The sequence below is a fragment of the Micromonospora sp. WMMD964 genome (assembly GCF_029581455.1).
Classification (GTDB): Bacteria; Actinomycetota; Actinomycetes; order Mycobacteriales; family Micromonosporaceae; genus Micromonospora.
Genome location: NZ_CP120860.1, coordinates 274,579 through 296,341, shown reverse-complemented (window position 1 = coordinate 296,341; position 21,763 = coordinate 274,579). Strand labels below are relative to the sequence as shown.

The window sequence follows — 21,763 nt, the reverse complement described above, 5'->3', positions numbered from 1 at the left end:
ATCCACCGGCTCCACAGGGGACGAGGAGGTGATCGGGGATGGACCAACGCCGGGTTGACCCACGCGGGGCGCTGGTGCGCCCGTACGCGGTCACCCGCGGTCGTACCGAGCCCCGGCAGGACATCGCCCTGGAGGCCGTCCTCACCTCGTCTCCGACCCAGGTCGCCGAGTCCCGCTTCGCCGGGCATGACAAGCACCGCATCGCCACGGTCTGCGAGGGCCGCGCACAGTCGCTGGCGGAGATCGCCGCGTACACCCGGATGCCGCTGGGCGTCGCCCGGGTGTTGGTCGCCGACATGGTGGCCGAGAGCCTGCTGACGTTACACACTGCTGCTCCCGCCGAGGGGTTCGAGGAGCGGATGGAACTGCTTGGAAGGGTGCTAAGTGGACTTCGCAGGCTATGACCCCGCTGGGGGGAGGCCGGGCCGGGGAATCGTCTCCGCGAAGATCGTCGTCGCGGGCGGCTTCGGCGTCGGCAAGACGACGCTGGTCGGGGCGATCTCCGAGATCACGCCGCTGACCACCGAGGCGTTGATGACCGCGGCGGGCGTCGGCATCGACGACCCGTCCAAGGTGCCGGGCAAGGAGACCACCACGGTCGCCATGGACTTCGGCCGTATCACCATGGCCCAGGATCTGATCCTGTACCTCTTCGGTACGCCCGGTCAGACCCGGTTCTGGTTCATGTGGGACGAGATCATCCGAGGTGCGGTGGGTGCCGCCGTGCTGGTGGACACGCGCCGGATCACCGACGCGTTCGCCCCGCTGGACTACTTCGAGAACCGCAACCTGCCGTACGTGGTGGCCCTGAACCGTTTCGACGGTGCTCCCCAGTACGAGCTGGAGGAGGTCCGCGAGGCGCTGGCCATCTCGCCGCAGGTGCCGCTGGTGATGACCGACGCCCGGCACCGGGAGTCGGTCAAGCAGGTGCTGGTGACTGTCGTCGAGCACGCCATGCTCCGCCTCGAAGCCGAGCACGGGCGGGGCTTCGCCACCCCGGTCGGCTGACCCGTCGTGTCCCGGCCGGCCGGTGTCCACCGGCTGGCCGCGACGCGTCAGTCGACCCGTAGGCGATAGCCGCGCTTCACGACGGTCTGTACCACGCGTGGCGCGTGCAGGCCGGCCCGTAGGCGGGCGACGGCCATCTCCACCGCGTGCTCGTCCGCGCCTCGCGGCAGCGTCCGCAGCAGCGCCGTGCGGGACAGCACCCGGCCGGGCGACTGGGCCAGGGCCCGGAGCACCGCCATCGGAGCGGGGGCGAGTGGCCGCAACTCGCCGTCGATCACGGCGGCGTGCCCGCGCAGCGTGAGCAGGTGCCCGCCGGCCTTGAAGGTGACGGTCCGGCGGGGCAACTCGTCGACGATGGTCCGCACCAGCGCCCCCAGCCGGGCCCGATTCGGCGCGCTCACGGGCACCCCGCGTCGCAGCAGCGGCTCGGCGGTCACCGCGCCGACGCAACTGGCGAGCACGTCGGTGCGGAACGCGGAGAGCAGCGCGTCGGTACGATCCCCGGCCGCCCGCAGCAGCGCCTCGGCGGCCGGTGCCGAGGTGAAGGTGACAGCGTCCACCAGCCGACCGGCGATCAGGTCGATCAACCGGTGCAGCGGCGCCGGATCGGTCGGCGGAGCCCAGCGGTAGACCGGCACCTCGATCACCGTCGCGCCGGCCGCCTCCAGCGCCATCGTGCAGTCGGGCTGTCGCTCGCCGTGCAACTGCATGGCGATCACCTGCCCGGCCACACCTCGCCGGCGCAGGTGGTCGACCACCTCGTCGCAGCTCTCCGAGGCCGGCGACCACTGGTCGTGCAGCCCGGCCGCACGGATCGCCCCGCGCGCCTTCGGGCCCCGGGCCACCACGTACGAGCTGGACAGCACCGAGCGCAGCGGCTCGCCCAGCCCCCACCCCTCGGCCGCCTCCAGCCACCCCCGCATGCCGATGCCGGTGTTGGCCATCAGGATGTCCGGCGGTTGGTCGAGGCAGGCGCGGGTCGCCTCGCGCAGCTCGGTGTCGTCGGAGAGCGGCACGATCCGCAGCGCCGGGGCGAGCACCACCCGGGCACCCCGCCGTTCGAGCAACGCGGCCAACTCGTCGCGCCGCCGGTCGGCGGTCACCCCGATGGTGAAGCCCGCCAGTTCCTCCCGCATCAACCCTCCTGTCGCAGCCGCACCTCGACCAGACCGTCGCGGCACCGTGCGTCGTGCCGGGCCACGGCCACCCCGGGCAGGTCGAGGCAGTGCCCGCTGCGCAGGTCGTACACCTGCTTGTGCAGCGGCGAGGCGACCGTCGGCACACCGCCACGGCTGCCGACGATGCCCCGGGACAGCACGTACGCCCCGGAGACCGGATCGCGGTTGTCGATCGCGAACAACCCGTCCGCCGTCCGGAACAACGCGATCTGTGTCCCGTCGACCAGGGCGGCTACCCCCCGGTCCGGTTCGAGGCGGTCGAGGGCGCAGACAGCCGTCCAGCTCCGCGTGATGGTCTGGTTCATCGCCGTACCTCCGGTAGGCCGAGGGTGACCGGCCGACGACGGTGACCGTCGGCGGGGGTGTCGCCCCGTGCCGGCACCGGTTGGCCGCGCTCCAGAGCGAAGGTGATCGACGGGTCGGGCACGTCGGGGGCGTTGACGAAAGAGGTGTAGCGACGGAGCCGGTCCGGGTCGTCGAGCACGTCGCGCCACTCGTCGGAGTACGACGACACGTGCCGGGCCATCGCCGCGTCCAGTTCGGCGCAGAGGCCGAGCGAGTCGTCCACGATCACCGAGCGCAGGTGGTCCAGGCCGCCGTCCATCGCCTCGATCCAGCCGGCCGTGCGTTGCAGCCGGTCGGCGGTGCGGATGTAGTAGATCAGGAACCTGTCGATCAGCGTGATCAGCGCTTCCGTCGACAGATCAGTGGCGAACAGGTCGGCGTGCCGGGGCCGGAAGCCGCCGTTGCCGCCGACGTAGAGATTCCAGCCGGTCTCGGTGGCGATGATGCCGAAGTCCTTGCTGCGCGCCTCGGCGCACTCCCGGGCGCAGCCGGAGACCGCGGACTTGAGCTTGTGCGGTGCGCGCAGCCCCCGGTAGCGCAGCTCCAACGCGACGGCCAACCCCACCGAGTCCTGTACGCCGTACCGGCACCAGGTCTCGCCCACGCAGGACTTCACCGTCCGCAGCGCCTTGCCGTACGCGTGGCCGGACTCGAAGCCGGCGTCCACCAGCCGCCGCCAGATCTGCGGCAACTGCTCCACCCGCGCCCCGAACAGGTCGATGCGCTGCCCGCCGGTGATCTTCGTGTAGAGCTGGAAATCCCTGGCCACCTCGCCGATCACGATCAGCTTCTCCGGGGTGATCTCGCCGCCCGGAATCCGCGGCACCACCGAGTAGCTGCCGTCGCGTTGCAGGTTGGCGAGGAAGTGGTCGTTGGTGTCCTGCAACGACGCCTGCTCACCGTCGAGCACGTGCCCGCTGCCCAGCGACGCGAGGATGGACGCCACCACCGGCTTGCAGATGTCGCAGCCGCGCCCCCGACCGTGCTCGGCGACCAGCCGGGAGAACGTCCGGATGCCGCGTACGCGGACGATCTCGAACAGCTCCCGGCGGCTGACGTCGAAGTGCTCGCACAGCGCGCTGGACTGCGCCACCCCGGCCGCGTCCAGGAGCTGCTTCAGCATCGGCACGCAGGAACCGCAGCTCGTGCCGGCCCGGGTGCACGCCTTCAACGCCGGCACGTCCGCGCAGCCGTCGGCGATGGCGGCGTCCACGTCGCCCCGGGTCACCGCGTTGCAGGAGCAGACCTGGGCGGTGGCGGGCAGAGCGCCGGCGTCCGCCCCGCCACCGTCCGGGGCGAGCAACGCCAGCGGCGCCGCCGGCAACGGGCCGCCCACGCTGGCCCGCAACGTCGGGTAGGCGCTGGCGTCGCCGACCAGCACGCCGCCGAGCAGGGTGTGCGCGTCGTCGGAGAGGACCAGCTTCGCGTAGACCCGGGTGGCCGGGTCGGTGAAGGTGACGTCCAGGCAGCCGGAGGTCACGCCGTGGGCGTCGCCGAACGAGGCGACGTCGACACCGAGCAACTTCAGCTTGGTGGCGGTGTCCGCGCCCGGGAACGTCGCCGCGCCGCCGACCAGCCGGTCGGCCACCACCTCGGCCGTCGCGTACCCGGGGGCGACCAGACCGTGACAGGTGCCGTCGACGGCCGCGCACTCACCGATCGCCCAGATCCGCTCGTCGGCGGTGCGGCAGGTCTCGTCGACGAGCACCCCGCCGCGCGGGCCCAGTGGCAGGTCGGCGTCCCGGGCCAGCTGGTCCCGGGGCCGGATGCCGGCGGCCACCACCACCAGCTCGGCGTCGAGCACGCCGCCGTCGGACAACTCCAGCGCGGCGACCGCGCCGTCCGGACCCGGTCGGATCGCGCTCGTCGCGACCCCGAGATGGGTCCGTACGCCCAACTCCTCGACGTAGCGCCGCAGCATCGCGCCACCGGCCTGGTCCACCTGCACCGGCATCAGCCGGGGCGCGAACTCGACCACGTCGGTGCTCAGGCCGAGCAACCGCAACGCGTTCGCCGCCTCCAATCCCAGCAACCCGCCACCGATCACCGCGCCGACCCGGCGGCCGTCCGCGTACGCCCGGATCGCCGCCAGGTCGTCGAGCGTCCGATAGACGAACACCCCGGGCAGTTCCGCGCCGGGCACCGGCGGCACGAACGGGTACGACCCGGTGGCCAGCACCACCGCGTCGTACGGGTATTCGCCGCCGTCGGTGGTCACCACCTGCCGGGCCCGGTCGATGCCGGTGGCCGGTTCGCCCAGCCGCAGCCGCACCCCGTCGTGCGCTGTGTACAGGTTGAGTTCGCTCTCACTCACCCCGTCGAAGTACGCCGACAGCCGCACCCGGTCGTACGCCGGGCGTCGCTCCTCGGCCAGCACGGTCACCCGCCACCGACCCTCCGGGTCACGTGCGCGCAGCGCGTCGACGAAACGCTGCCCGACCATGCCGTTGCCGATGACGACCAGATCGCCGCCGTTCATCGCGTCACCTCCACCGATTCCGCCTGGCTCAGCCAGTCGACGATGCCGCCCACCGCGTCCCGGCATCCGCCGCAGCCGGTGCCGGCCCGGGTAGCCGCCACCACCGCGTCTACGGTCCGGGCTCCGGAGCGCCAACTGCGGACGAGCGCGCCCTTGCTCACCGTGTTGCACTGGCAGACCGTCGCCGCGTCCGGCATCAGCGCCGGTGACGCGGCCGGGGTCGCGCCGCTTGTGCCGAGTGCCCGACCCAGCAGGAGTGCCCGCCGGTCGGCCGGCACCGGGTGACCACGGTCGAAGAGCTGGATCACCGTCCCGACGGCCGGGTTGTCGCCGAGCAGGATCGCGCCGACCAGCCGCTCGTCGCGGATCCGCAACCGGGCGTACGTCCCCCGCGCCGGGTCGGCGAAGGTCAGTTCCTCGCCCGGCCCGCCGCCGACCGGGTCACCCATCGAGGCCAGGTCGATCCCGGCGGCCTTGAGTCGGGTCACCACCGGCTTGGGCCGGTACCGCGCCAACGGGTCCGTTCCGCTCAGCACGTCGGCGAGCACCCGTGCCTGGGCCCAGGCGGGCGCGACCAGCCCGGTGAGCACGCCGTCGTGCTCGGCGCAGTCGCCGATCGCCGAGATGGACCGGTCGTCGGTACGCAGCCGGTCGTCCACCACCACGCCACGTCGGACGGTCAGCCCGGCGGCCTGCGCGAGGGCGGTGTCGGGGCGTACCCCGCAGGAGAGCACCAGTAGGTCGGCGCGCAACGTCCGCCCGTCGGCCAGGTCGAGGCGAACGCCGTCGGCGTCGGCGACGACGCCGGTAGCCGGCACCGCGAGCTGCACTGTGACGCCGATCCCGGCGAGCGTGCCGGCGAGCACCGCACCGGCTACCGGGTCGAGCTGCCGTTCCATCAGGTGCTCGCTCGGGTGCACCACGGTGGTGGTCAACCCGCGGCTGGCCAGACCACGGGCGGCCTCCAGGCCGAGTAGACCGCCGCCCAGCACCAGGGCACTGCGCGCGCCGTCCGCCGCGGCGAGGATCCGCCGGCAGTCGTCCAGGGTCCGGAAGGGAACGACCCGCTCCGGTAGGTCGGCCGGATCCAGGCCGGGCAGGGGTGGTACCACCGCCCGCGCGCCCGTGGCCAGCACCAGGTGGTCGTAGGAGATGCGTTCGCCGTCGTCGGTGTGGACCTCCCGGGAGGACCTGTCGATCGAGGCCACCGATACGCCGGTGCGCAGGTCGATGCCGTGCCCCGCGGCCTCGGTCAGCTCCACGTCCGGCTCGCCGATGCGACCGGCCAGCAGTGTGGAGAGCAGGATCCGGTTGTACGCGCGGTGCGGCTCTGCCCCGAGCACGGTGACCTTTCGGTCACCCTCGCGGGCGTGCAGTTCCCCCGCGAGGCGGGCGCCCGCCATCCCGTTGCCGACGATCACCACCCGGGCGGTCATGCCTTCTCCACCCGGACCGCGCAGATCTTGAATTCGGGCATCCCGGAGATCGGGTCGACCGCGTCGCTGGTCACCGAGTTGGCCCGTTGCGCCCCCGGGTAGTGGAACGGGGCGAACACCGTGTCCGGTCGAATCCCCACGCTGAGTCGGGCCGGAGCGCACAACTCGCCCCGCCGCGAGGTGACCCGCACCGGGTCGCCGTCATCGACGCCCAACCGTGCGGCCAGATCGGGGTGTAGCTCGACGAACGCCTCCGGGGCGGCACGGCGCAGCGCGGGCACCCGGCGGGTCTGGGTGCCGGACTGGTACTGCGTCAGCACCCGGCCGGTCGTGAAGTGCAGCGGGTACGTCTCGCAGACCTCCTCGGCGGCCGGCCGATGGTCGACGGGGTGGAACCGGGCCCGGCCGTCCGGGGTCGCGAACTCCTCGGCGAACAACCGTGGGGTGTCCGGCCCGTCCTCGCTGCGGCAGGGCCAGTAGACGCCGTCCTGGTCGTCGATCCGGGCCCAGCTGATGCCGGCGTAGTCGGCTGCCCCGCCGGCGGAGGCGAGGCGTAGCTCGGCGAAGACGGTGGCCGGGTCGGCCGGGAACCGGGCAGCCGCGACGGCCTCCGGTCGCGCGCCGTCCGGTTCGGCGGCGGCTGGGGCTTCGGCGGCGGCGAGCCTCGCCGCGAGGTCGGAGATGATGTCCAGGTCGGTTCGGACGCCCGCCGGGGGTGGGCGCAGGGCGCGGCGACGCAGCACCCGACCTTCCAGGTTGGTCATGGTTCCGTCCTCCTCGGCCCACTGAGCGGTGGGCAGAACCACGTCGGCCAGCGCCGCTGTCTCGGAGAGCAGCAGGTCGGCGACGACCAGCAGGTCCAGGTCCCGCAACCGCCGTTCGATCCGGGTCGCCCGGGGCGCGGAGACCACCGGGTTGGAGCCGAACACCAGCAACGCCCGGGGGCCGTCCGGAGTGCCGAGCGAGTCGAGAAGTCGGTAGGCCGGCACACCCGGGCCGGGCAGTTCGTCGGCGGTCACCCCCCAGACCCGGGCGACGTGCTCCCGGGCCGCCGGGTCGTCGATCTTCCGGTAGCCGGGGAGCTGGTCGGCCTTCTGCCCGTGCTCCCGCCCGCCCTGGCCGTTGCCCTGCCCGGTGAGGCAGCCGTACCCCGAACCGTCCCGCCCGGGAAGACCGAGGGCGAGAGCCAGATTGACGTACGCGGTGACCGTGTCGACGCCCTTCGCGTGCTGCTCGGCGCCGCGTGCGGTCAGGATGATCACGCGACCGCCGGTGCCCAGAGCGCGGGCGGTCGCCTCCAGGTCGGCCACCGGCACCCCGGAGAGCTGTTCCGCGCGGGCCGGCCACCAGGCGGCGACAGCCCGGCGGACCGCTTCGAAGCCGCTGGTGCGCTCGGCCACGTAGCTGCGGTCGACCCACCCTTCGGTGAGCGCGATGTGCAGCAGCGCGTTGGCCACCGCGAGATCTGTGCCGGGCAGCGGTTGCAGGTGCAGGTCGGCCTGACGGGCGGTGGCGGTGACCCGGGGGTCGACGACGATCAGCCGGCCGCCGTTGCGGCGCTGCTCGGTGAGCCAGCGCACCAGCGGTGGCATGGTCTCCGCCGGGTTGGCGCCGACCAGCAGCAGCGTGTCGGCCCGACCCAGGTCGGCGAGCGGGAACGGCAGCCCCCGGTCGATGCCGAAGGCCCGCATCCCGGCGGCCGCCGCCGAGGACATGCAGAACCGTCCGTTGTAGTCGATGTTCCGGGTGCGCAGCCCGATCCGGGCGAACTTGCCCAACGCGTAAGCCTTCTCGTTGGTCAGGCCGCCGCCACCGAAGACGGCGACCGCGTCCGGGCCGGCATCGTCCTGGATCGCGCGGATGCGGGTGACGATCCGGTCGAGCGCGGCGTCCCAGCTCGCCGGGCGCAGCTCGCCGGTGGCCGGGTCGCGCAGTAGTGGGGTGGTCAGCCGCTCCGGGTGGTCGAGCAGTTCGGCGGCGGTCCAACCCTTCTGGCAGAGCCCGCCCCGGTTGGTGGGGAACTGGCGGGGGTGGACCGTCACCCCGGCGTCGTCCTCGCGCAGCGTCATGCCGCACTGCAGGGCGCAGTACGGGCAGTGCGTCGCCACCTCCCGGGGTCTGAACCCCGGTCGAGTTGCCGACCGTGCACCGTCTGTCATGTCGGCAAAGCGTGCCGCCGGGCGGTTTCCGGTCCGGGTCCCTTCTGTTTCGGTCCTGTCAAGTGGGCCTCACACCACCCTGGGGCAGCGAGCGCGTCGGAGGGTGCGAGTCGGAGCCTGTGGAGCTGAATCGTTTACGACATCGACGGTTGATTCGTTTGCGACATCAGCTCCACAGCGGCAGCGCACGTCACCCCGCAGGCGGTCGACGCACGCCGTAGCGGTTCGGTCGCGGGTCAGTGGCAGCCAGCCGAGGAACCGGGCGTGGAGTGCCCGCGGGTCAGGGTGAACGCCCAGTGAGTACAGGTCGTGAACCGCGTCCTGCATGTTCGCCGCTAGGTAGAACGCCAGCGCGATCGAGTGGCCGTAGAACTCGGTCGCCAGGTGGAGCTGAGCCGGCGGACACGGCCAGGGCGCCGCGCAGTTACGGCAGAGCCACGCCGGGCGCATCGGCTGGTGTGGGCGAGGTCGGCGACTCATCGAACACTCACCGTCGCCCGTGTGCGGCCTCCGTGGCGTGGGCTTTCGGCTCGGGTCCCTATCGGCCGCGCTGTCTGCCGGCTGCATCGCCGAGAGTGATGGGATCAGCGGCCCCGTCGGCTGACCAACGCAGCACCAAACCGCCCCCGGTGTCCTGGAGTCCCACGGAACCGGGGGCTTCTCGTGTGTCCAGGAGTGAGGTCGGCTCGTCGTCCAGCACTTATAATGTGGGAAAAGTGTCTCAAAGTTTGGGAGATGGCGATGAGCGTGACGGACGTTTTCGACGCGGTGGCCGGCACTTACGACGAGGCGCGCCGGCGGTTGATTCCCTGCTTCGACAGCTTCTACGGCACCGCCGTCCAGGTCGCCGCGCCGCCGTTGCGGGCCGCGCTCGCCGCGGGGCGTACCCCGGAGGTGTTGGATCTGGGCGCGGGCACCGGCCTGCTCTCGTTGCTGCTCGCCGCGGCGGTGCCCGGAGTGCGGTTGACCCTGGTGGACGGAGCACCGGCGATGCTCGCCCGCGCCACCGACCAGTTGGACGCGCGGTCCGTGCCATACCTGACGGTCCACGCCGACCTGGCCGACGAGCTGCCGCCGGGCCGGTACGACGCGGTGGTCAGCGCGCTGGCGATCCACCACCTGGACGACGCCGGCAAGCGCGCGCTCTACCGGCGGGTCGCCGCCGCGCTGGCACCGGGTGGGATGTTCGTCAACGCCGAGCAGGTCGCCGGTCCGACCCCGGAGCTGGACCGGCGCTACGACGAGGTGTGGATGGAGCAGATCACCGAGCTGGGCGCGTCCCCCGCCGAGATCGCGGCCTCCCGGGAGCGGATGCGGCACGACCGGCCGGCGACAGTGGCCGACCAGTGCCGGTGGCTTTCCGAGGCCGGTCTGGTCGAGGTCGACTGCTACTTCAAGGAGTGGCGTTTCGCGGTGTTCGGCGGCCGCGCCGCGTGAAGGCCACCTTTTTGTGCGTTTCGCCGCCCGGGGGTGAGCCGGTGAGCGCAGGGATGACTGTCGGTCATACCACTGGGTAATCTGCTCGGCATGACTGCCAAGGTGACTCTGTCGTTCACCGACGAGACGATCGAGGAGGCCCGGCGGTTCGCCAAGCGCGAGGGCCTGTCGCTCTCCGCGTGGATGGACCAGGCCGCCCGCGAGAAGGCGCTGCGCGAGGTCTTCACCGCGCACGCCGCCGCCGTGGGCCGGGCCGGTCTGGACCTGGAGTCCGCCGCTCTCGCCGACGCCCGCGAGGTGGGCATGGTCAACGACCTGCTCTCCGGCGGCCGGCCGCGTGCTGCGTAGGGGAGAGGTCTGGCGCATCGAGGGCGCCCGGGAGCGCCTCGGCCTCGTGGTCAGCTCGGATGTCTACAACTCCACCGACGTCCCCATCGTGATCGTGGTCGAGGTGGTCGAGGAGTCGCTGCTGCGCGACTCGCCGCTCGCCGTGTCCATGGGCCGGTACGTGGTGATGCCCGACCGCATCTCCTCGCCGATGAAGAAGTGGTTCACCGAATGCGTGGACGTCGCCGACACCGACACGATGCTCCGGGTCGGCCGCGCGCTGCGCATCCTCCAGCAGCTCTGATCGACACCTCACCATCGCCGCCGGCCCGTGGTGCGGTAGCCGTATCCGGGCCGACCCGCGACGGGCACTGCCAGGTAACCGGGTGTTCCTAGCGTTCCTCCTCGTCACATCGACCAGGAGGAGCCGCCGTGAGCACGCTCACCACCACCGCTGTCACCGTCGGGCCGCCGACCACCACCGGCCGTGGGCGCCGACTCGACGACTGGCGCCCCGAGGACCCCGACTTCTGGCGGACGACGGGCGCGCCGATCGCCCGGCGCAACCTCTGGGTCTCGATCTTCGCCGAGCACATCGGCTTCTCGGTGTGGAGCCTCTGGTCGGTCACCGTGCTCTTCCTCGGCCCGGCGTACGGCATCGACCCGGCCGGGAAGTTCCTGCTCACCGCCGTGCCCGCCGCCCTGGGCGCGGTGCTGCGGCTGCCGTACACGCTGGCGGTGGCCCGCTTCGGCGGACGGCGCTGGACGATCATCAGCGCACTCATGCTGCTGGTGCCCACGGTGCCGATGACGGTGCTGCTGGAACCCGGGGTGTCCTACACCACCCTGATGGTGCTCGCCTGCCTGACCGGCGTGGGCGGAGGCAACTTCGCCTCCTCGATGGCGAACATCAACCTGTTCTACCCGGAGCGGCTCAAGGGCCGGGCCCTCGGGCTCAACGCCGGCGGCGGCAACCTGGGTGTCCCCGCCGTGCAACTGGTCGGGCTGGCGGTCCTCGCCACCGCCGGTGCCGCGTACCCCCGGTTGGTCCCGGCGGTCTACCTGCCGCTGATCGTGCTGGCCGCGCTGGCGGCGGCCCGCTGGTTGGACACGGTGCCCGGGGCGCGCAACGAGCCCGGCGCGCTGCGCGAGGCGGCCCGCGACCGGCACACCTGGGTCATGTCACTGCTCTACATCGGCACCTTCGGCTCGTTCATCGGCTTCGGCTTCGCCTTCGGCCAGGTGCTCCAGCTCCAGTTCGCCGAGCGGTTCCCCACCCCGGTCGACGCCGCCTGGCTGACCTTCCTCGGCCCGCTGGTCGGTTCGCTGATCCGCCCGCTGGGCGGGCACCTGGCCGACCGGCTGGGCGGGGCCCGGGTGACCTTCTGGAACTTCGTCGCGATGGCGGCCGGCGCGGGCACCGTGCTGTACGCGGCCCGGGAGCACTCGTTCTGGCTCTACCTGACCGGGTTCATCGCCCTCTTCGTCTTCTCCGGCATCGGCAACGGCTCCACGTACAAGATGATCCCGGCGATCTTCCGGGCCCGGGCGGCTGCCGCGGTCGCCACCGGTCGTCGTGACCCGGATTCGGCCGCCCGGTGGGCGCGGCGGATGACCGGTTCGTTGATCGGCATCGCGGGTGCCGTCGGCGCGTCCGGAGGGGTGCTGGTCAACATCTCGTTCCGCCAGTCGTTCCTCGGCTCCGGCAACGCCGACGCCGCCTACCTGGCCTTCATCGGCTGGTACGCGTTGTGCTTCGCGGTCACCTGGGCGGTCTACCTGCGGCCCCGGGCCGGTCGGCTCGCCGACGTGTGAGCCGACGTGTGAGCTGGGCCACCGGCGGCGGGTCGGCGCGGGGGACCGTACCCCCGTTTTGACCTGCGTACCGGGCGCCGGGTATCGTTGCCTGCTGTTGTACGACATCCAGAGGCGTGCCCCATCAGGTACGCTTGGTCGTTCGTGCGCGCTGGTCCGGCCTGCAAGATCTGGTCACCTCGGCGCGCGACCCCAGACCGACGACGAGACAAGGTAGACCTGTGCGTACGTACAGCCCGAAGCCGGGTGAGATCGAGCGTCAGTGGCACGTCATCGACGCCTCTGATGTCGTGCTGGGCCGCCTGGCCACCCACGCCGCCACGTTGCTGCGTGGTAAGCACAAGCCGACTTTCGCGCCGCACGTCGACACGGGCGACTTCGTCGTCATCGTGAACGCGGGCAAGGTCGCGCTGACCGGCAACAAGCGCCACACCAAGGTCGCTTACCGCCACTCCGGTTACCCGGGTGGCCTGAAGCAGGTCGGCTACGACGAGCTGCTGACCAAGCGCCCCGAGCGGGCCATCGAGCTCGCGGTGAAGGGGATGCTCCCGCACAACAAGCTCGGCCGTCAGCTGATCAAGAAGCTGAAGGTCTACGCCGGTGCCGAGCACCCGCACCTCGCGCAGCAGCCGGTGCCGTTCGAGATCAAGCAGATCGCGCAGTGAGCGCGGGCGAAGGAATCAGCATGACCGACATCACCGAGACCGAGGTCGCCCCCGAGGTCACCGAGGCACCGGCGCCCGTCGCCCGCGCGCCGCGTGGTGACCGCCCGATCCAGACCGTGGGTCGGCGCAAGGAGGCCATCGTCCGGGTCCGTATCGTCCCGGGCACCGGCAAGATCACCTGCAACGGTCGTGACCTCGAGGCCTACTTCCCGAGCAAGGTGCACCAGCAGCTCATCAAGGACCCGCTGGTCACCGCCGAGAAGCCCGAGGCGTTCGACGTCATCGCCAACCTGCGTGGCGGCGGCACCACCGGCCAGGCCGGTGCGCTGCGGCTGGCCATCGCGCGTGCGCTGATCGTCAGCGAGCCGGACGACCGCCCGGCGCTGAAGAAGGCCGGCTTCCTCACCCGGGACGCCCGGGTCAAGGAGAGCAAGAAGTACGGCCTCAAGAAGGCCCGCAAGGCTCCTCAGTACTCGAAGCGCTGATCTTTCCCAGCGCGTTGTACTTCTGACGGACGGCCGGTCCGCCTCCCCACGACGGGGAGGTGGGTCGGCCGTTCCGCTTTCTCCTCACTTGTTGTGCTCAATCGGAGGTTGGCGGGTATGGGTCGGTTGTTCGGCACGGACGGCGTACGCGGGCGGGCGAACGCGGATCTCACACCCGAGCTGGCGCTGGCGGTCGCCGTGGCCGCCGCGCACACACTGGCCGAGACAGACCGCAGCCACCCGCCACTCGCCGTCGTCGGTCGGGACACCCGGGCCAGCGGCGAGATGCTGGAGGCCGCCGTGGTGGCCGGTCTGACCAGCGCCGGTGCCAACGTGGTGCGGGTCGGCGTGCTGCCCACCCCCGCGGTGGCGTTCCTCACCGCGGAAGCCAAGGCCGACCTCGGGGTGATGCTCTCCGCGTCGCACAACCCGATGCCCGACAACGGCATCAAGCTCTTCGCCGCCGGCGGGCACAAGTTGCCCGACGAGATCGAGATGCAGATCGAGGCGGCCGTCGAGACGAACGCCACCACCGCCTGGGAGCGTCCGGTCGGCGCCGGCGTCGGTCGCGTGCACGACCTGCTCGACGGTGCCGACCACTACGTTCAGCACCTGGTCAGCACCGTGTCGCACCGGCTCGACGGGATCAAGGTCGTGGTCGACTGCGCCAACGGCGCCGCCGCCGAGGTCGCGCCCGTCGCCTACCGGGAGGCCGGTGCGGAGGTCGTCGCGATCTACGCGGAGCCCGACGGCCTGAACATCAACGACGACTGTGGCTCCAACCACATCGAGGCGCTGCGCGCCGCCGTGGTCGAGCACGGCGCCCACCTGGGCATCGCCCACGACGGCGACGCCGACCGCTGCCTGGCGGTCACCGCCGACGGCGACGAGGTCGACGGCGACCAGGTGATGGCGATCCTGGCGCTGGCCATGCGCGAAGCCGGGACCCTCACCCAGGACACCCTCGTCGCCACCGTGATGAGCAACCTCGGTCTGCGGCTCGCGATGTCCGCGCAGGGCATCCGGCTGATCGAGACCAAGGTCGGCGACCGGTACGTGCTGGAGGAGCTGCGCGCCTCGGGCCTCGCGCTCGGCGGTGAGCAGAGCGGTCACATCGTGATGCCCGCGCACGCCACCACCGGCGACGGCGTGCTCACCGGCCTGCACCTGATGGCCCGGATGGCGGCCACCGGCCAGTCCCTCGCCGAGCTGGCCTCGGTGGTCACCAAGCTGCCCCAGGTGCTGATCAACGTGCCGGTCGGGGACCGGACCGTGGGCGCCAACGCGCCGGCCGTCCGCGCCGAGGCCGAGCGGGCCGAGGCGGAGTTGGGTGAGACCGGTCGGGTGCTGCTGCGCCCGTCGGGCACCGAGCCGCTGGTCCGGGTGATGGTCGAGGCCGCCACCGAGGCGACCGCCCGCGAGGTCGCCGAACGGATCGCCGAGCAGGTCCGCACCGCCAGCCCCGTGGCCTGACGGCCCGAGCTGTCACAGCCGTAGCCGGGCGGCCCGCTCGTACGTGTCGGCCGGGTCCTCGCCGTCGGTGAGGTCGAGGTCTTCGGTGACGCGTCCGTCGTTGAGACGGACCAGTCGGTCGCAGCGGGCGGCGATGGACTGTTCGTGTGTGGCGAGCAGGATGGTCATGCCGTGCCGGTCACGAAGGTCGAGCAGCAGGTCGAGGATCTGGCCGCCGGTGACGGAGTCGAGGTTGCCGGTGGGCTCGTCAGCCAGCAGCAGACCCGGGGCCCCCATCAGCGCCCGGGCGATGGCGACTCGCTGCTGCTGGCCGCCGGAGAGCTGCGGGGGCCGGGCCCCCTCCCGTCCGGCCAGGCCGACCGCGTCCAGTAGCTCCCGCGCTCGTGCCGCATGATCGACCCGGCCTCGGCGGGGGAGGACTGGCGCGATCACGTTGTCCAGCACTGTCAACGCCGGCAGCAGGTGGTAGCGCTGGAACACGAACCCGACCCGTTGCCGGTAGCGCGCCAACGCGGCCCTGCGCAGGCTGCTGACCACCATGCCGTCGACGGTGACGGTCCCTTCGTCGGGCTGCTCGATCGCGCCGATCAGGTGCAGCAGCGTCGACTTTCCCGACCCGCTCGGCCCGGTCAGCGCCACCACCGAACCGGCCGCGATGGTCAATGAGACGTCGTCGACGGCCGTCAACCGGTCCGCGCCGGTGCCGAATCGTCGGACCAGGTGGTCGACCGCGATCGTGCTGCCGCTCTGCTCGCTCACCATCTGCTACTCCTCTGCCAGAAGTCGGGCGGGGCGTAGACGCGGCAACAGGGCGGCGGGCACCAGCGCGGCGAGGGCGCTGACCAGCGCGCCAGCCAGTGCCGTCAGCGCGGCGACCAGGAGCAGCGCTTCGGGCAGGTCGCCGATCAGCCAGCCCGCGCCGGCCAGACCGATCGCCGCTCCGGTCGTCGCGCCGACGACACCCAAGGCCAGCCCTTCGTAGCCGACCAGCCGTCCGAGGTCGGCGTCGGTCCAGCCGATCGCGCGAAGGGTGGCCAGCTCGGCGGCCCGGTCGCGGATGTTCAGGTAGAGCACGTCCGCGACCGCCGCGGCACCGAGCAGCACGGTGGCGGCGGCGGCCACAGTGTCCGCCCCGCGCACGCTCAACGAGACCACGTCGCCGAGCAGACTGCCGACGATCGCGCCCCGGAACGCCCACGCGGCGGCGGCGACCAGCGTCAACGCGGCCACCCCGATCGCCAGCGCACCGGCGCCGAGGAAGGTGCGCCCCGGGGTGCGGGCCAGATTGACCAGGGCCAGGCCGAGCAGAGTGCGCGGTCGGCGTACCCAGCCGGCGGGAGCGACGATCGGACGGAGGGCGGCGGCCGGGTGGGCGCGCGCCGCCCGCAGCGCCGGCACCAGGCCCGCAGCCAGCGCGAGGAGCAGGGCGATGGGTACGGCCAGGGCCGCCCGCCGCCAGTCGACGTCCATGCCGAGCGCCGTCCCGAGGGGCACCGCGAGGGCGAGCGAGAGCAAGCCGGCGACGAGCCCGAGCAGGGCGACCTCACCGAGGAGCAGCGCCGCGATGCGGCGGGCCGGCCAGCCGAGACAGGCGAGCACCGCCAGCTCGGAGCGGCGGTCGCGGACGGCGGCGCTGACCGCGTTGCCCAGGAACAGCACGCAGACCACCAGCACCAGCACGAAGAGCACCAGGCTCTTGTGGTCCACCGCCTGGGTGATGACCGATGCCACACCGAGGGCCGACCAGTCCTCGGTCAGCCGCAGCATCGGCCGGCCGAACGAGCCGGCGGGCAACTCCACGGTCTGTGGTGCGGCCGACGAGCCGAGGGTGACGTCGACGTCCAGCCCGGTGCGTGCTGCGATCTGTTCGGCGACCAGCCGGACCCGCTCGGCCGACTGTTCGGTGTAGCCGCCCACGTCCGCCACGCGTACCCGGATCGCGCTGATCGGTGACTTGGCCTGTGCCCCGCCACCCTCCAGGAGTTTCGGCACACTGCCGAGATTGGTGAGGAGCAGCGGCGGCGCCGAGAGGTAGCCGGCGGGATTGCCGCTGGGCGTCAACGGCCGGCCGCCTAATGCGGCCCGGCTGCGGTCGTCGGCACCCTGCGCCACCGGCGCCTGGTAGGTCTCCAGCGGCAGGCGGCCGAGGTCGCTGAACCCGGTCAGTCGGCTCGGGTCGAAGACACCGACGGCCCGCCAGAATCGAATGGTCGCGTTACCGCCAGTGGGTAGTGGCAGCGCGCGTACCGTTCGCGAGCCACTGTCGTCGGCGAGCCAGGGGCGGGGCAGCGGGTTGAACGCCTCCTCCTTGCCGTACACCTCCGGGTCGCCGGGCGGCTGCGACCGGGCGCGCAGGCTGCCGTCGGGTAGTCGGTCGTACTGCACTTCGCCCGACTGCACGACCGTCTGCAGTTGGCCGTGGCAGCACCCGGCCAGGGAGAGCTCTTCGGTGAGCATCGCCTGGTGCCCGGCAGTGAGGTCATACCGGCCGGACCCGGCCGGAGTCCCGCCCGGGCGGCTCAACGTCTGCTCCAGGTCGATCGCCTCCACCCCGGCGGGGCTGAGCGCGAGCCGGGTGAATCTGGCCGTCAGCGACTCGTCGATGAAGGGTCGGTTGGTGACGAGGACCGGGACCTCCAGGTTGTCGGCCGAGCCCCGGCGGTCGACGGCCGGCGTGTCGTCGGTGCGCACGGCTCGGCCCGTGACCACCGCGTTGTCGAGGCCGACAAGTCGCTCCTCGGCCACCGGGTCGACAGCGGCCAGGAGGAACGGCACGGTCAGGTCGTACGCCATCACCAGCCGGTCGGTGGGTGTCGAGGAGCCGTCCCGATCGGTCGCGAGGACATGGGAGTCGGCTTGGAATCGACCGTCGGGCAGCAGTTGGACGGCGTGCAGCGACCAGTCCTCGCGCTCGGAGTAGGTGCCCGGGTTACCCAGCAGCGCGTATCCCGGGTCGCAGATGGGGAGGCTGCGCCCGTCCGGCTGCACCTCGCGGGAGACCGGCCCACACGTGTCCGACCAGGGATAGGACCGCCCGTCGGAGTACGGCACGGCGTCCCTGTCGATCTCCCTCTCGATCCGGGGATGGATCAACGGCTTCGTCGTCACGTACACGTACCGGGGTTTGCCCGGTGCGCTGGAGAGACCGCGTTCGGCGTGGAAGGTCGGATCGACACGGATGACCTGGCGATCGAGCGAGCGGTCGACGGCCTCGGTGAGGTCGATCGGCGTCGGCAGCAGAGTGGTCGAATAGCCGAGCATCGCGATCGGTGCCGCCACCTCGATGCCGGGGACCTGCTTCACCTGCTCGTACTGCTGGGTCGTGATGCCGCCGAAGAGCCCGGAGAGGTAGTTGGGGCGGACCAAGCCGCGCTCGGCCTCCAGCGGTGTGCGGGTGCCTGCCGGTCGGACCAGGACCTCGTAGCCGACCTGAGTGTTGCGCTCGATCGTGCCGACGACGTTCAACTGAGAAGTGGTGGTGGCACTGGTCAGGACCACGAAACCGGTGGTGGCCACCAGCACGCCGACCAACAGCGCCACCGACCGCCCCGCACGGCCGCGCAGCTGCCTCCAGATGAAGCCGAGCATGTCGCGCCTCCCCGTGTGCTGTCCCCCACTCTGCGCGATACATTGTGACAATGCAAGACCCGTACCGGAGGTGACATGGCGATCCAGCACGCCGTCCTGGCCCTGCTCGCGGCCGGCCCCAGCCACGGCTACCAGCTCAAGGGCGCGTTCGAGGCCGCCGTCGGCCCGCAGTGGGGGCCGCTGAACATCGGCCACCTCTACCAGATCCTCGACCGGCTCTCCCGGGACGAGCTGGTCGTCGCCGAACGACAACCGCAGCCGATCAAGCCGGACCGGGTGGTCTACGAGATCACCCCGGGCGGCCGAGCGGAGTTGGCGCGGTGGCTGGCCGAACCGAGCCCGCGAAGTGGCGGATTCCGGGACGACTTCTTCCTCAAGGTCACCGCCGCCGCCCGATCCGGCTCGGCAGCCACCGTTCGTGCGGTCCTCACGAACCAGCGCGGGCACCTGCTGCGCGAGCTGCGCAATCTGGACGGCCTACGACGGGCCGCCGACGACCCGGTGGTCGGGTTGCTCCTCACCGCGGCGAGCCGGCACGTGACGGCGGACCTGTCGTTCGTGGACGACGCCGAATCGGTGCTGCTCGGCGACGAGGGCCGACTGCTCACCCGACTCGCGTCGTCCACCCCGGAACAGTCGACGACCGATTCGGAGCCGACCGGGTCCGGGCCGGTCAGCGGGTCGGGCGCAGACCGCGCAGCCGGGTGACCGCCTCGGTCAGCACCTCCGGGCGCTTGCAGAAGGCGAAGCGGACCAGTCGCCGGCCGGCGTCGGTGTCGTCGTAGAAGACCTGGGTCGGCACCGCCACCACCCCGCAACGCTCCGGCAGGGAACGGCAGAACTCAACCCCGTCCCGGCCGCCGAGAGCTGTCACGTCGGCGGTCACGAAGTACGTCCCCTCCGAACTGAGCACGTCGAACCCGGCGTCGGTGAGCCCGTCGACGAGTTGGTCCCGCCGTTGCTGGAGCCCGTCCCGGAAGCCGGTGTAGTAGTCGTCCGGCAGGGCCAGCGCCACGGCCACCGCCGGTTGCAGCGGCGCGGCGTTGACGTAGGTGAGGAACTGCTTCACCCGGAGCATCGCCGACACCAGCGCCGCCGGACCGCTCGCCCAGCCGACCTTCCAGCCCGTGCAGGAGAACGTCTTGCCGGCCGACGAGATGCGCAGCGTCCGCTCCCGCATCCCGGGCAGGGTGGCCAGCGACACGTGCGGGCTCGCCGCGTCGGTGAACACCAGGTGCTCGTACACCTCGTCGGTGACCGCGTACGCGCCGAACTCCTGGCACAGCTCGGCGACCAGTGCCAACTCGGCCGGGGTGAAGACCTTGCCGGTCGGGTTGTGCGGGGAGTTGAGCAGTACCAACCGGGTGCGCGGGCCGAACGCCGCGCGAAGCGCCGCCGGGTCGAACGCGTACCGGCCGTCGGCCTTCGGGCGCAGGGTCACCGGCCGCCGGACCGCACCGGCAAGGGCGATCGAGGCGGCGTACGAGTCGTAGTACGGCTCGAAGCAGACCACCTCGTCGCCCGGTTCGCAGAGCGCGAGAATGCTCGCCGCGACGGCCTCGGTGGCACCCGCGGTGATGACGATCTCGCCGTCCGGGTCGTACTCCAGGTTCTGGAACCGTCGCTGATGGGCCGCGACCGCCGCGCGCAGGGCGGGGATCCCCGGGCCGGGTGGGTACTGGTTCTGCCCACCGCGCAACGCCTCGGCGGCGGCGGCCAACATCTCCGGTGGGCCGTCGGTGTCGGGGAATCCCTGGCCGAGGTTGACCGCTCCGGTACGCACGGCGAGGGCGGACATCTCGGCGAAGATCGTCGTGCCGAACGGCCGCATCCGGGCCACCAGCGGGTCGACATCGGTGCTCGTCACCTGCGCCAGCCTAAGGCCACCCGCGGCTGAACCCCAGACCCGTCAGGCCCGCGCCCGCTCGCCCGCGCCCGCTCGCCCGCGCCCGCTCGCCCGCGCCCGCCCGCCCGCGCCCGCTCGCCCGCGCCCGCTCGCCCGCGCCCGCTCGCCCGTGCCCGCCCGCCCCCGCCCGCCCGCTTGATCGACACGAGATCGCCGATATCGGGGTATCAGCGGCGTTCCGATACCCCCACATCGGCGAACCGGCGTCGATCAAGCGGGATCGGCCACGCTCAGGCTCACTCCGGCGTGCAGGAGATGGCGTAATACCCCTGTTCCTTGATGACCACCGGCTTTCCGACGCCGGTGATCGTGACGGTGCAGTCGATCGGCGTGGCGTTGTTGATGTCGGGCCCGGTGGCCTCCACCATCACCCTGGTCTTGCCGTTGGTCCGGATGGTGGTGCGCCACGGCAACGTCGCGCCGTCGACATGCATGAGATCGCTCTCGGCGTCGTAGTACGCGATGTCGGCCTCGCCCGATCCGGTGACCTCGTAGACCACTGTCACCGGGGCCGGTCCCGACGTCGGCCGGGTGATCGGCTGCTTGCTCGGGGTCGGGGACGCGGGGCTGGGGATCCGGGGCGCGGAGCTGGGTCGCCCCGGGATGGGCGCGCTCGTGGTGGGTGCTGCCCAACCGTCGTCGGGAACGCCCCACGGCTCCTCGGCGACCGGCTCCGAGCCGGTCCCGTCGAGCAGGAAACCGGCCGCGCAGAGGCAGCCACAGACGAGCACGACCAGCACCACGAAGGCCGCGACGACGATTCCGACGATCCGCCCGGCGTTCGTGGTCCGGCCACCGCTGGCCTGCGGATAGCCGGGGTAGGCGTACGGCGGCGGGTAGCCGTATGGCTGCCATCCGGCCTGCGGCTGCCAGCCGCCCGTTGGTGGCTCTCCGCCGGGTGCGGACCAGCCGGTAGGCGGTGGCCATCCGGCGTGCGAAGACGGACCGGCGTGGGTCGGGTCCGAGGCTGAACCGGCGTGGGTCGGGTCCGAGGCTGAACCGACCTGGTTCGGGTCCGAGGCGTCGGGCGGTTGCGGTCCCCAGAGGGACGCCGGCGGGCCAGGCGTCCAGGGAGACCCTGGTGATCCGGGCACCCACGGGGACGCGGGTGACCCGGGCGTCCATGGGGACGGTGATCCGGGCGTCCACGGGGGCGTGGGCGGTGGTGGGGTCCACTCCGTCGTGGGTGGGGACGGTGTCCAGGGAGCCGGTGGTGCCCACGGCTGGCCCGGAGCGAGCGGGTCGGGTGGCGGGATCGGAGCCGAGGACGGCGGCGCAGTCGGATCCGGCGGCTGCGGGCTGGGCGTCGGATCCGGCGGCTGCGGGCTGGGCGTCGGATCCGACGGGGAGGAGGGGGACGGATCGGGCGACGGCGCGTCGGACATGGCTGCTCCGGACGGGATCGGGTATGGGACGAACGGGCCGAGGGCAGGCGCGCCGAACCCGCCGAGAGACTGTCGTA

The 21,763-nt window shown here is 72.2% G+C and carries 19 protein-coding genes; 10 read left to right on the top strand and 9 right to left on the bottom strand.

Going from position 1 to position 21,763, the window contains the following annotated elements:
- Positions 1 to 38 precede the first annotated feature (38 nt).
- Both O7616_RS01350 and O7616_RS01345 read left to right on the top strand, forming a co-directional pair.
- On the top strand, positions 39 to 404 hold the full coding sequence (locus O7616_RS01350) for a DUF742 domain-containing protein (protein ID WP_282305307.1): 366 nt from the start codon (positions 39 to 41) through the stop codon (positions 402 to 404).
- Positions 385 to 1,008, top strand: coding sequence for an ATP/GTP-binding protein (locus O7616_RS01345; RefSeq protein ID WP_282264494.1), 624 nt, complete (start codon positions 385 to 387; stop codon positions 1,006 to 1,008). The genes O7616_RS01350 and O7616_RS01345 overlap by 20 nt, the downstream gene beginning before the upstream one ends.
- A gap of 47 nt (positions 1,009 to 1,055) precedes the next feature.
- Here O7616_RS01345 and O7616_RS01340 read toward each other — a convergent pair whose 3' ends face one another.
- The 5 genes from O7616_RS01340 to O7616_RS01320 are packed head-to-tail and all read right to left on the bottom strand — an operon-like array spanning position 1,056 to position 8,605.
- Positions 1,056 to 2,144: a uroporphyrinogen-III synthase gene (locus O7616_RS01340; protein ID WP_282264495.1), complete on the bottom strand. Its 1,089-nt coding sequence runs from the start codon at positions 2,142 to 2,144 to the stop codon at positions 1,056 to 1,058.
- Positions 2,144 to 2,491: a nitrite reductase small subunit NirD gene (gene nirD / locus O7616_RS01335; protein ID WP_282264496.1), complete on the bottom strand. Its 348-nt coding sequence runs from the start codon at positions 2,489 to 2,491 to the stop codon at positions 2,144 to 2,146. Before nirD ends, O7616_RS01340 begins: the two co-directional genes overlap by 1 nt.
- On the bottom strand, positions 2,488 to 5,010 hold the full coding sequence (gene nirB, locus O7616_RS01330; RefSeq protein ID WP_282305306.1) for a nitrite reductase large subunit NirB: 2,523 nt from the start codon (positions 5,008 to 5,010) through the stop codon (positions 2,488 to 2,490). Before nirB ends, nirD begins: the two co-directional genes overlap by 4 nt.
- Positions 5,007 to 6,446: an FAD-dependent oxidoreductase gene (locus O7616_RS01325; protein WP_282305305.1), complete on the bottom strand. Its 1,440-nt coding sequence runs from the start codon at positions 6,444 to 6,446 to the stop codon at positions 5,007 to 5,009. Before O7616_RS01325 ends, nirB begins: the two co-directional genes overlap by 4 nt.
- On the bottom strand, positions 6,443 to 8,605 hold the full coding sequence (locus O7616_RS01320) for a molybdopterin oxidoreductase family protein (RefSeq protein ID WP_282305304.1): 2,163 nt from the start codon (positions 8,603 to 8,605) through the stop codon (positions 6,443 to 6,445). The genes O7616_RS01325 and O7616_RS01320 overlap by 4 nt, the downstream gene beginning before the upstream one ends.
- Before the next feature lie 741 nt (positions 8,606 to 9,346).
- On the opposite strand from O7616_RS01320, the gene O7616_RS01315 reads away from it, so the two are divergent.
- The 7 genes from O7616_RS01315 (at position 9,347) to glmM (ending at position 14,807) form a co-directional block, all read left to right on the top strand.
- Complete coding sequence (locus O7616_RS01315) at positions 9,347 to 10,042, top strand: class I SAM-dependent methyltransferase (protein ID WP_282305303.1); 696 nt, start codon at positions 9,347 to 9,349, stop codon at positions 10,040 to 10,042.
- Positions 10,043 to 10,132: 90 nt separating this feature from the next.
- The gene (locus tag O7616_RS01310) at positions 10,133 to 10,390 is read left to right on the top strand and encodes a DUF6364 family protein (RefSeq protein WP_088950199.1); all 258 of its coding nucleotides are present in this window, start codon (positions 10,133 to 10,135) and stop codon (positions 10,388 to 10,390) included.
- A complete protein-coding gene (locus O7616_RS01305) occupies positions 10,380 to 10,673 on the top strand; it encodes a hypothetical protein (RefSeq protein ID WP_145778937.1) in 294 nt (97 codons plus the stop codon). The genes O7616_RS01310 and O7616_RS01305 overlap by 11 nt, the downstream gene beginning before the upstream one ends.
- 128 nt (positions 10,674 to 10,801) lie before the next feature.
- Positions 10,802 to 12,184, top strand: coding sequence for a nitrate/nitrite transporter (locus O7616_RS01300; protein ID WP_282305301.1), 1,383 nt, complete (start codon positions 10,802 to 10,804; stop codon positions 12,182 to 12,184).
- A gap of 221 nt (positions 12,185 to 12,405) precedes the next feature.
- Positions 12,406 to 12,849 (top strand): 50S ribosomal protein L13, encoded by a 444-nt coding sequence (gene rplM / locus O7616_RS01295; RefSeq protein WP_088987625.1) that lies wholly within the window; start codon positions 12,406 to 12,408, stop codon positions 12,847 to 12,849.
- A 20-nt stretch (positions 12,850 to 12,869) separates the two neighbouring features.
- Complete coding sequence (gene rpsI, locus O7616_RS01290; RefSeq protein ID WP_088987626.1) at positions 12,870 to 13,334, top strand: 30S ribosomal protein S9; 465 nt, start codon at positions 12,870 to 12,872, stop codon at positions 13,332 to 13,334.
- 117 nt (positions 13,335 to 13,451) lie between these two features.
- Positions 13,452 to 14,807 carry a phosphoglucosamine mutase gene (gene glmM, locus O7616_RS01285; RefSeq protein WP_282305300.1) on the top strand — a complete coding sequence of 452 codons (1,356 nt, stop codon included), beginning with the start codon at positions 13,452 to 13,454 and terminating at the stop codon, positions 14,805 to 14,807.
- 12 nt (positions 14,808 to 14,819) lie between these two features.
- On the opposite strand, the gene O7616_RS01280 is transcribed toward glmM, so the two are convergent.
- On the bottom strand, positions 14,820 to 15,569 hold the full coding sequence (locus tag O7616_RS01280; RefSeq protein WP_282305299.1) for an ABC transporter ATP-binding protein: 750 nt from the start codon (positions 15,567 to 15,569) through the stop codon (positions 14,820 to 14,822).
- Between the two features lie 3 nt (positions 15,570 to 15,572).
- Positions 15,573 to 18,395 (bottom strand): FtsX-like permease family protein, encoded by a 2,823-nt coding sequence (locus O7616_RS01275; protein ID WP_282305298.1) that lies wholly within the window; start codon positions 18,393 to 18,395, stop codon positions 15,573 to 15,575.
- Between the two features lie 75 nt (positions 18,396 to 18,470).
- Here O7616_RS01275 and O7616_RS01270 point away from each other — a divergent pair, with 75 nt between their 5' ends.
- The gene (locus O7616_RS01270; RefSeq protein ID WP_282264507.1) at positions 18,471 to 19,103 is read left to right on the top strand and encodes a PadR family transcriptional regulator; all 633 of its coding nucleotides are present in this window, start codon (positions 18,471 to 18,473) and stop codon (positions 19,101 to 19,103) included.
- Here O7616_RS01270 and O7616_RS01265 read toward each other — a convergent pair.
- Positions 19,069 to 20,262 (bottom strand): pyridoxal phosphate-dependent aminotransferase, encoded by a 1,194-nt coding sequence (locus O7616_RS01265; RefSeq protein ID WP_282305297.1) that lies wholly within the window; start codon positions 20,260 to 20,262, stop codon positions 19,069 to 19,071. The genes O7616_RS01270 and O7616_RS01265 overlap by 35 nt on opposite strands.
- 275 nt (positions 20,263 to 20,537) lie before the next feature.
- Complete coding sequence (locus O7616_RS01260; protein ID WP_282264509.1) at positions 20,538 to 21,044, bottom strand: MmpS family transport accessory protein; 507 nt, start codon at positions 21,042 to 21,044, stop codon at positions 20,538 to 20,540.
- Positions 21,045 to 21,763 lie beyond the last annotated feature (719 nt).

What these genes read in the sequence shown, in the direction of transcription:
- O7616_RS01275 (WP_282305298.1), bottom strand. Translation starts at nt 18,395, where the DNA reads ATGCTCGGCTTCATCTGGAGGCAGCTGCGCGGCCGTGCGGGGCGGTCG.
- rpsI (WP_088987626.1), top strand. Translation starts at nt 12,870, where the DNA reads ATGACCGACATCACCGAGACCGAGGTCGCCCCCGAGGTCACCGAGGCA.
- O7616_RS01325 (WP_282305305.1), bottom strand. Translation starts at nt 6,446, where the DNA reads ATGACCGCCCGGGTGGTGATCGTCGGCAACGGGATGGCGGGCGCCCGC.
- glmM (WP_282305300.1), top strand. Translation starts at nt 13,452, where the DNA reads ATGGGTCGGTTGTTCGGCACGGACGGCGTACGCGGGCGGGCGAACGCG.
- O7616_RS01320 (WP_282305304.1), bottom strand. Translation starts at nt 8,605, where the DNA reads ATGACAGACGGTGCACGGTCGGCAACTCGACCGGGGTTCAGACCCCGG.
- nirD (WP_282264496.1), bottom strand. Translation starts at nt 2,491, where the DNA reads ATGAACCAGACCATCACGCGGAGCTGGACGGCTGTCTGCGCCCTCGAC.
- O7616_RS01340 (WP_282264495.1), bottom strand. Translation starts at nt 2,144, where the DNA reads ATGCGGGAGGAACTGGCGGGCTTCACCATCGGGGTGACCGCCGACCGG.
- O7616_RS01310 (WP_088950199.1), top strand. Translation starts at nt 10,133, where the DNA reads ATGACTGCCAAGGTGACTCTGTCGTTCACCGACGAGACGATCGAGGAG.
- O7616_RS01315 (WP_282305303.1), top strand. Translation starts at nt 9,347, where the DNA reads ATGAGCGTGACGGACGTTTTCGACGCGGTGGCCGGCACTTACGACGAG.
- O7616_RS01350 (WP_282305307.1), top strand. Translation starts at nt 39, where the DNA reads ATGGACCAACGCCGGGTTGACCCACGCGGGGCGCTGGTGCGCCCGTAC.
- O7616_RS01280 (WP_282305299.1), bottom strand. Translation starts at nt 15,569, where the DNA reads ATGGTGAGCGAGCAGAGCGGCAGCACGATCGCGGTCGACCACCTGGTC.
- O7616_RS01270 (WP_282264507.1), top strand. Translation starts at nt 18,471, where the DNA reads ATGGCGATCCAGCACGCCGTCCTGGCCCTGCTCGCGGCCGGCCCCAGC.
- nirB (WP_282305306.1), bottom strand. Translation starts at nt 5,010, where the DNA reads ATGAACGGCGGCGATCTGGTCGTCATCGGCAACGGCATGGTCGGGCAG.